Origin of the sequence: Roseixanthobacter psychrophilus (assembly GCF_043195195.1) — a bacterium.
In the GTDB taxonomy this organism is placed as follows: Bacteria; Pseudomonadota; Alphaproteobacteria; order Rhizobiales; family Xanthobacteraceae; genus NCEH01.
The window spans coordinates 1-6189 of the sequence record NZ_JBAFWT010000086.1 but is presented as its reverse complement, the minus strand read 5'-3'; the positions used below and the strand labels follow the sequence as shown (position 1 = coordinate 6189).

Sequence of the window (6189 nt, the reverse complement as noted above, 5' to 3'; positions counted from 1 at the left end):
TTGGCACGGCCGTCGCTCGACACGCTCCTACAGAACATCTATCGTGATTGCTTGAAGCTCATCGTCGTCTTCATAGGCGTGGACTATCAGAGGAAGGACTGGTGCGGCATCGAGTTCAGGGCGATTCGGGAGATCATCATGGAACGCGACCATCTGCGCATCATGTTCTTCCGCACGGATGAGGGCGCCGTTGAGGGCGTGTTCAAGACCGACGGCTATATCGACGCTCGACGCTTCAGTCCCGCTCAGATCGCGGATTTCGTAGGCCAGCGCCTCAAGCTGCTCGGCCAGCCGTGCCTTCCTTCAACTTCAATCCGGCGGCGACCGATGCCGGTCCTTCCTCGGTTTGGTGGACACCCATGTCAGCTTTTGCGGGCTTCTGCCTCGAAGGGTGACTGGTGCAACACTACCGCCGTCGCTACCGCATGGCCACGGGCATGATGACGGAAGTGCGTGTCGCCTGACGCAGAAGGGGGCGCACAAGCCTGTTGTCCGCGCCGGCCGGGTTCGTCAAGTCGAGGCCAAGATGCACACGACAGCCCCCGACACCGACCAGCGGCCCCCAATCCCGAAAACCGTCTGGGCGCTCGGGTTTGTGAGCCTGTTCATGGACATCTCATCTGAGATGATCCACGCGCTGTTGCCCCTCTTTCTCACCGCAACCCTCGGAGCCGGCGTGGCCGTGGTGGGCCTCATCGAGGGGGTGGGGGAATCCACCGCCGCCATCGTGAAGGTCTTTTCCGGCTACTTGTCCGACCGCATCGGCCGGCGCAAGCCGCTGATCCTCATCGGCTATGGGTTGGGCGCCGCGTCGAAGCCGTTCTTCGCCCTCGCCGGCGCGCCGGCCATGGTGTTCGCCGCGCGCTTCGCCGACCGCATCGGCAAGGGGATGCGCGGCGCGCCGCGGGACGCGCTGGTGGCGGATGTCACGCCGCCTTCCATCCGCGGGCGCGCCTACGGGGTGCGCCAGGCGCTCGATACGGTCGGGGGGTTCCTCGGCCCGCTCCTCGCCATCGCGCTGATGGCGCTGTTCGCCGACGACATGCGAACGGTGTTCTGGTTCGCCCTCATCCCCGGCGCGCTCGCGGTGGCGTGCGTCATCCTGGGGGTCGAGGATCGCGCCATCGGGGAGGAGGGCGCCACCGGCCGGCCGCCGCCGGTGCGCCTCGCCGATCTCCGGCAGTTCGACGGCGCGTTCTGGGGCGTCGTCGCCATCGGCGTGGTGTTCACCTTTGCGCGGTTCAGCGAGGCCTTCCTCGTGCTGAAGGCGCACGACGAGGGCCTGCCGCTGGCCCTCGCGCCGCTCGTTCTCGTGGCCATGAACGTCGTCTATTCGCTCGGCGCCTATCCCGCCGGCGCCTGGTCCGACCAGGCCTCGCCCACGCGCCTGCTGCTGGTGGGGCTGGCGGTCCTCATCGGCGCGGACCTGATGCTGGCCTTCGCACCGGGGCTGTGGGGCGCCTTTCTCGGCATCGCCTTGTGGGGGGCGCACATGGCGCTCACGCAGGGCCTGCTCGCCAAGCTGGTTGCCCAGCACGCGCCCGCGACGCTGCGGGGCTCCGCCTTCGGCCTGTTCAATCTCGCCACCGGCATCGCCATGCTGGTGGCGAGCGTCGTCGCGGGGGTGCTGTGGGAGCGGATCGGCTCCGCCGCGACCTTTGCCGCAGGGGCCGGTTTCGCGGTCCTCGCAGTCTTGCTCGTAATGGTGTTTACCCTGATTCGCCGGGCAGGGCGCGACGTCCCGCCTCCCGACGGCGCGCGCCGCCCCTGAGGCGCCCCGGCTCTATGCCGGGCGCTGCCGCGACGGTGAACCGTCCCAGGGGGCACGGACGACTTTAGCTCCCGTGCCCGTGGCGATGATGGAGATCGGGAAATGCAGGTGCCAATGTCCCAGGGGCGCATGCTGGTGCCAGTGGGTGTCCGGCTCGCCGGGCTGCACCCCTGGTTCGAGCTCATAGCGATCGTGTTCGTCGTGGCTATGCCGGTGCTCATGCTCTATCGCTTCATGGATATGCTGGTGCTGGTGCTGGTGCCGCTCGGACAGATGCAGCGTAAGCATCCGAGCAGGCACGCGGGATAGCGACGCGCACGCGAAGTTGGACTGAGCTATGATAGGGAGTGTTGGTCAGGCCGCCTGCTGATGAGCCGGGCTTTCGGGGTGGTGTCGGCTCTTCCATTCCCACGGCAGCATTTCATGGAGACGGGAAGCCGGCAGGTCTGCGATGCGGGCAAGGACATCGGCGAGCCACGCCTTCGGATCGACGTCGTTGAGACGGGCGGTCATGATGAGCGTGAGCATGACGGCCGCGCGGTCGGCGCCACGGTCAGAACCAGCGAAGAGCCAGGATTTTCTGCCGCAGGCGACACCGCGCAACGCTCTTTCGGCGGCATTGTTCGTCATGCAAATCCTGCCATCGTCGACGAAGCGGGCGAAGTCGGCCCAGCGCGACAGCATGTAGTCAATCGGCCCGATCACCGGCGATGAATGCGAGAGGCTGGCCCGTTCGGTGCGCAGCCATTCCTCCATCTCGCCCAGCAACGGCTTACTCTTTTCCTGCCGGACGGCGAGCCGCTCGGCCGCGGTTATGCCGTTGATTGGTGCCCTCCACGATGTCCTCGGTCTGGCCGAGGTCGTAGAAGGAGCGGGATTCGAGGCGCAGCGCCTCCTCCAGGGACATGCCCACGGCGCGACGCATGACGTCCTTGGCGAAGCGGTGGGAGAGCGGGGAGCGCTTGGCCAGCATCTGCGCATAGTCGAGGGTGAAGGAGAGAAGATCGGTGGTGGGCACGATGCGATTGACGAGGCCGATGCGGAGCGCGTGCTCCGCCCCGATCCGCTCGCCGGAAAGGATGATCTCCATGGCATTGCCGAGGCCGACAATCTGAGGCAGGCGGATGAGGCCGCCGTCACAGGCATGGAAGCCCCATTTGGCGTCCTGCAGCGCGAACTCCGCATGGGGCGCGCAGAAGCGGAGGTCGCAGGCGAGGGCCAGTTCGAAACCGCCGGAGATGGCGAAGCCGTTCACCGCGGCAAGGACGGGCTTGTCGATCTCCAGGTTGCGGGTGATGCCGCCGAACCCAGGTCCGTCGGTGTAGCGGGAGCGAAATTCAGGGGCGGGCCGGCGGGCGAAATTCACCGTATAGGTCTTCAGGTCGGCGCCGGCGCAGAACGCCGCGTCCCCGGCGCCGGTGACCACAGCGACATGGGCGTCGTTGGAACGGTCAAAGGCGCGCCAAACCTCCACCAATTCGTCGGAAGTCGAGGGAATTCATCACGGACGGCCGGTCGATGGTGATGAGCCAGACCTTGCCGTCCCGGTCGCAGCGAATATCGCCCATGGAGTATCCCCTGGTGCTGAAGAGTGGGGTTTGTCTGTGCTGAGCCCCGATGGTCGACGCTTATGCGCCGGCCCCGCGCAGGATGTTGACCGTGCAAGCCACGCCCGTGCCGCCGAGATTGTGGGTGAGGCCGATGCTGGCGCCCTTCACCTGGTTCGGATGGGTGCCGCGCAACTGCAGAACGCTTTCGTAGATCTGGCCGAGACCGGTGGCGCCGACGGGGTGGCCTTTGGCGAGCAGGCCACCGCTGGCGTTGATGGGCCGGGCGCCGCCGACCGCGATGCGCCCCTCGGCGGCATAGGCCGCGCCCTGGCCGCGGGGCACGAAGCCGAGATCCTCGCTGTCAATGATCTCGGCGATGGAGAAGCAATCGTGCACTTCCACGAAGCTCACGTCGGCGGGGGTAATGCCGGCCTGACGATAGGCCTGATCGGCCGCAGCCACCGTCGCCTCGAAGGTGCACAAATCGGGATGGCCGGCGATGCGGGCGCTGCCGCGCGCCTGGGCAGAGGCGAGCACTTCCACCGGGCGGGTCGGCAGGTCGGCGAGGCGGTCTTCCGCCACCAGCAGCACGGCGGCCGCGCCGTCGCTGGCGGGACAGCAGTCATAAAGGCGCAGCGGATCGCAGATGAGCCGCGCCTCGGCGATTTCCTCGGGGGACAAGGCGGCCCCCATCTGGGCCAAGGGATTTTTGAGGCCGTTGCCCTTGTTCTTGCGCACCACCTCGGAAATCTGATCCCGCGTCGCGCCGTAGCGCTCCTCGTAGAGGCGCCAGACAAGGCCGAACAGGCCGGGGAAGGTGAGCCCGCTGACGCCGTCGCTGCGGAAATCCATGGCGCAGTTGAGGGCCGAGGTGACGCTCGCCGTGTCGGCATGGGTCATCTTCTCGACGCCCACGGCGAGGGTGACGTCGCACAAGCCGCTGGCCACGGCGAGGTAGGCGTGGCGGAAAGCGATGCCGCCGGAGGCGCAGGCGCCTTCCACCTTGGTGCAGGGGATCTGCGGCAGGCCGAGGCCGTCGGCCACGAGCCCCGCCAGCACCTCCTGGCCAACCAGGGGCCCGGCGATGAAGTTGCCGAGATAGAGCGCTCCGATCTCGTTCCGGTCGAGCCCGGATTCGCGGATCGCCGCATCGGCGGCGCGCACGGCCAGCGCCTGAATGGCCGTGTCGGGATGGCGGCCGAAGCTGGTGGATCCGATTCCTGCGACGTAGACGCGTCTCATGATGCCTTGGCCTCCGCCTTGTTCACATGGTCCGCGAACTGCCGGCGCAGCTCGGTCTTGAGCACCTTGCCGTAATTGTTCTTGGGGAGCGTCTCCAGGAAGCGGTAGTGCTTTGGCCGCTTGAAGCGCGCGATGTTCTCCAGGCAGAGCCGGTCGAGGTCGCAGACCTCCACCTCGGCGCCGGGGCGCGCGACCACAAAGGCCACCACCTCCTCGCCCCAGTCGGGATGTGGGGTGCCGATCACCGAGACCTCCAGCACGTCGTCGTGGCGCAGCAGGACTTCTTCCACCTCCCGTGGATAGATGTTGCTGCCGCCGGAGATGATGAGGTCCTTGGACCGGTCGCGCAGGGTCAGGGCTCCGCGCGGATCGAGGCTTCCCACGTCCCCGGTAAAGAGCCAGCCCTCGCGCAGCGCCGAGGCGGTTCCCTGGGGATTGTTCCAGTAGCCTTCCATGACGCAATCACCGCGGACCACGACCTCTCCCACCTCGCCCTGCGGCAGATCGCGGCCCTCCGCGTCCACCACCCGAACCTCTTGGCCGGAGCGGGGAAAGCCGCAGGAGCCCAGCACCTCATCGGGCGCGGGATGGTCGGCATCGCCGTGAAGGCGCTTGGGCAGGCCCGTGATGGTCATGGGCGATTCGCCCTGCCCATAGAGCTGGTAGAGCTTCGGCCCGACGACACGCAAGGCCTGTTTCAGGTCGGCGACGTACATGGGCGCGCCGCCGTAATAGATGGTCTTCAGGTTGGTGAAATCCGCCGTAAGGGACGCGGGATGGTTGACGAGCCGCGTCAGCATAGTCGGCGCGGCGAACAGGCTCACGTGCTCGTAGCGCGTGAGGGTCGTCAACACCTCTTCCACGTCGAAGCCCGGCAGAACGATCTGATGCCCGCCCTTGAGCAGGAAGGGTAGCGCGTAGAGCCCGGCGCCGTGGGAGACGGGCGCGCAGGTGATGTGGGTGTCGCGCTCGTCCACCGGGTCGATGTCGGCATAGTAGGTCAGGCTCATGGTGAGGAGATTGCGGTGGCTGAGGATGGCGCCCTTGGGCTTGCCGGTGGTGCCGCTGGTATAGAACAGCCAAGCCCGATCGGTGGGCGCCGCGTGGAAGCAGGCGAGCGGCTCGGCCGAGACGAGGCGCTCATAGTCCTCCGTGCTGGCGCAGACGACGCCGCCCGGCATATGCATGTCCCGGAGCTCCGGCAAGAGGGGCTCCACAAGGCCGGGCGTGGTGATGAGCAGCGCGGCCTCGCAGTCCGCCGCGATCCCGACGACCTCGCGCGGGTGCAGCTTGGCGTTCACGGGCACGGCGCAGAGCCCCGCGATCCAGCAGCCCAGCATGCATTCGAAGAAGCTGCCCACATTCTCCATGTAGAGCACCACCCGGGCCCCGCGGGCGATGCCTCGCGCCCGGAAGCTGCCAGCGATTCGCGCGGCCCGTTCGGTGAAGGCCGCATAGGTCAGCGTGGCCTCGGCATCGGTGACCGCGGGACGATCAGGCAGCCGGCGCGCAGTCCTCAGGATGAGCGTTGCGAGGCTCATTTCCGCTCCCTACTTCTTAGTGAAGTTTATTTACTTAAACGCCAGGCTAGCTGTTTCCGGAGTTTGGTGCAAGCATGTGATATGC

The 6189-nt window shown here is 67.1% G+C and carries 5 protein-coding genes and 2 pseudogenes; 3 read left to right on the top strand and 4 right to left on the bottom strand.

Annotation, left to right across the window (positions count from 1 at the left end):
* The 3 genes and pseudogenes from V5F77_RS28035 to V5F77_RS28025 all read left to right on the top strand — a co-directional run.
* Window positions 1-285, top strand: a pseudogene (locus tag V5F77_RS28035) (hypothetical protein); the annotation flags it as partial.
* 241 nt (window positions 286-526) lie between these two features.
* Complete coding sequence (locus V5F77_RS28030; protein WP_429008352.1) at window positions 527-1771, top strand: MFS transporter; 1245 nt, start codon at window positions 527-529, stop codon at window positions 1769-1771.
* A 102-nt stretch (window positions 1772-1873) separates the two neighbouring features.
* Window positions 1874-2080 (top strand): hypothetical protein, encoded by a 207-nt coding sequence (locus tag V5F77_RS28025; protein ID WP_429008351.1) that lies wholly within the window; start codon window positions 1874-1876, stop codon window positions 2078-2080.
* A gap of 45 nt (window positions 2081-2125) precedes the next feature.
* Here V5F77_RS28025 and V5F77_RS28020 read toward each other — a convergent pair.
* From V5F77_RS28020 to V5F77_RS28005, 4 genes and pseudogenes are all read right to left on the bottom strand, one after another.
* Window positions 2126-2596: pseudogene (locus tag V5F77_RS28020) on the bottom strand (IS66 family transposase); the annotation flags it as partial.
* Window positions 2544-3245 carry an enoyl-CoA hydratase/isomerase family protein gene (locus V5F77_RS28015; protein ID WP_429008350.1) on the bottom strand — a complete coding sequence of 234 codons (702 nt, stop codon included), beginning with the start codon at window positions 3243-3245 and terminating at the stop codon, window positions 2544-2546. The pseudogene V5F77_RS28020 and the gene V5F77_RS28015, both read right to left, overlap by 53 nt.
* A 154-nt stretch (window positions 3246-3399) precedes the next feature.
* The gene (locus V5F77_RS28010; RefSeq protein WP_429008349.1) at window positions 3400-4563 is read right to left on the bottom strand and encodes a thiolase domain-containing protein; all 1164 of its coding nucleotides are present in this window, start codon (window positions 4561-4563) and stop codon (window positions 3400-3402) included.
* Window positions 4560-6104, bottom strand: coding sequence for an AMP-binding protein (locus V5F77_RS28005; protein ID WP_429008348.1), 1545 nt, complete (start codon window positions 6102-6104; stop codon window positions 4560-4562). Before V5F77_RS28005 ends, V5F77_RS28010 begins: the two co-directional genes overlap by 4 nt.
* Window positions 6105-6189: the final 85 nt, after the last annotated feature.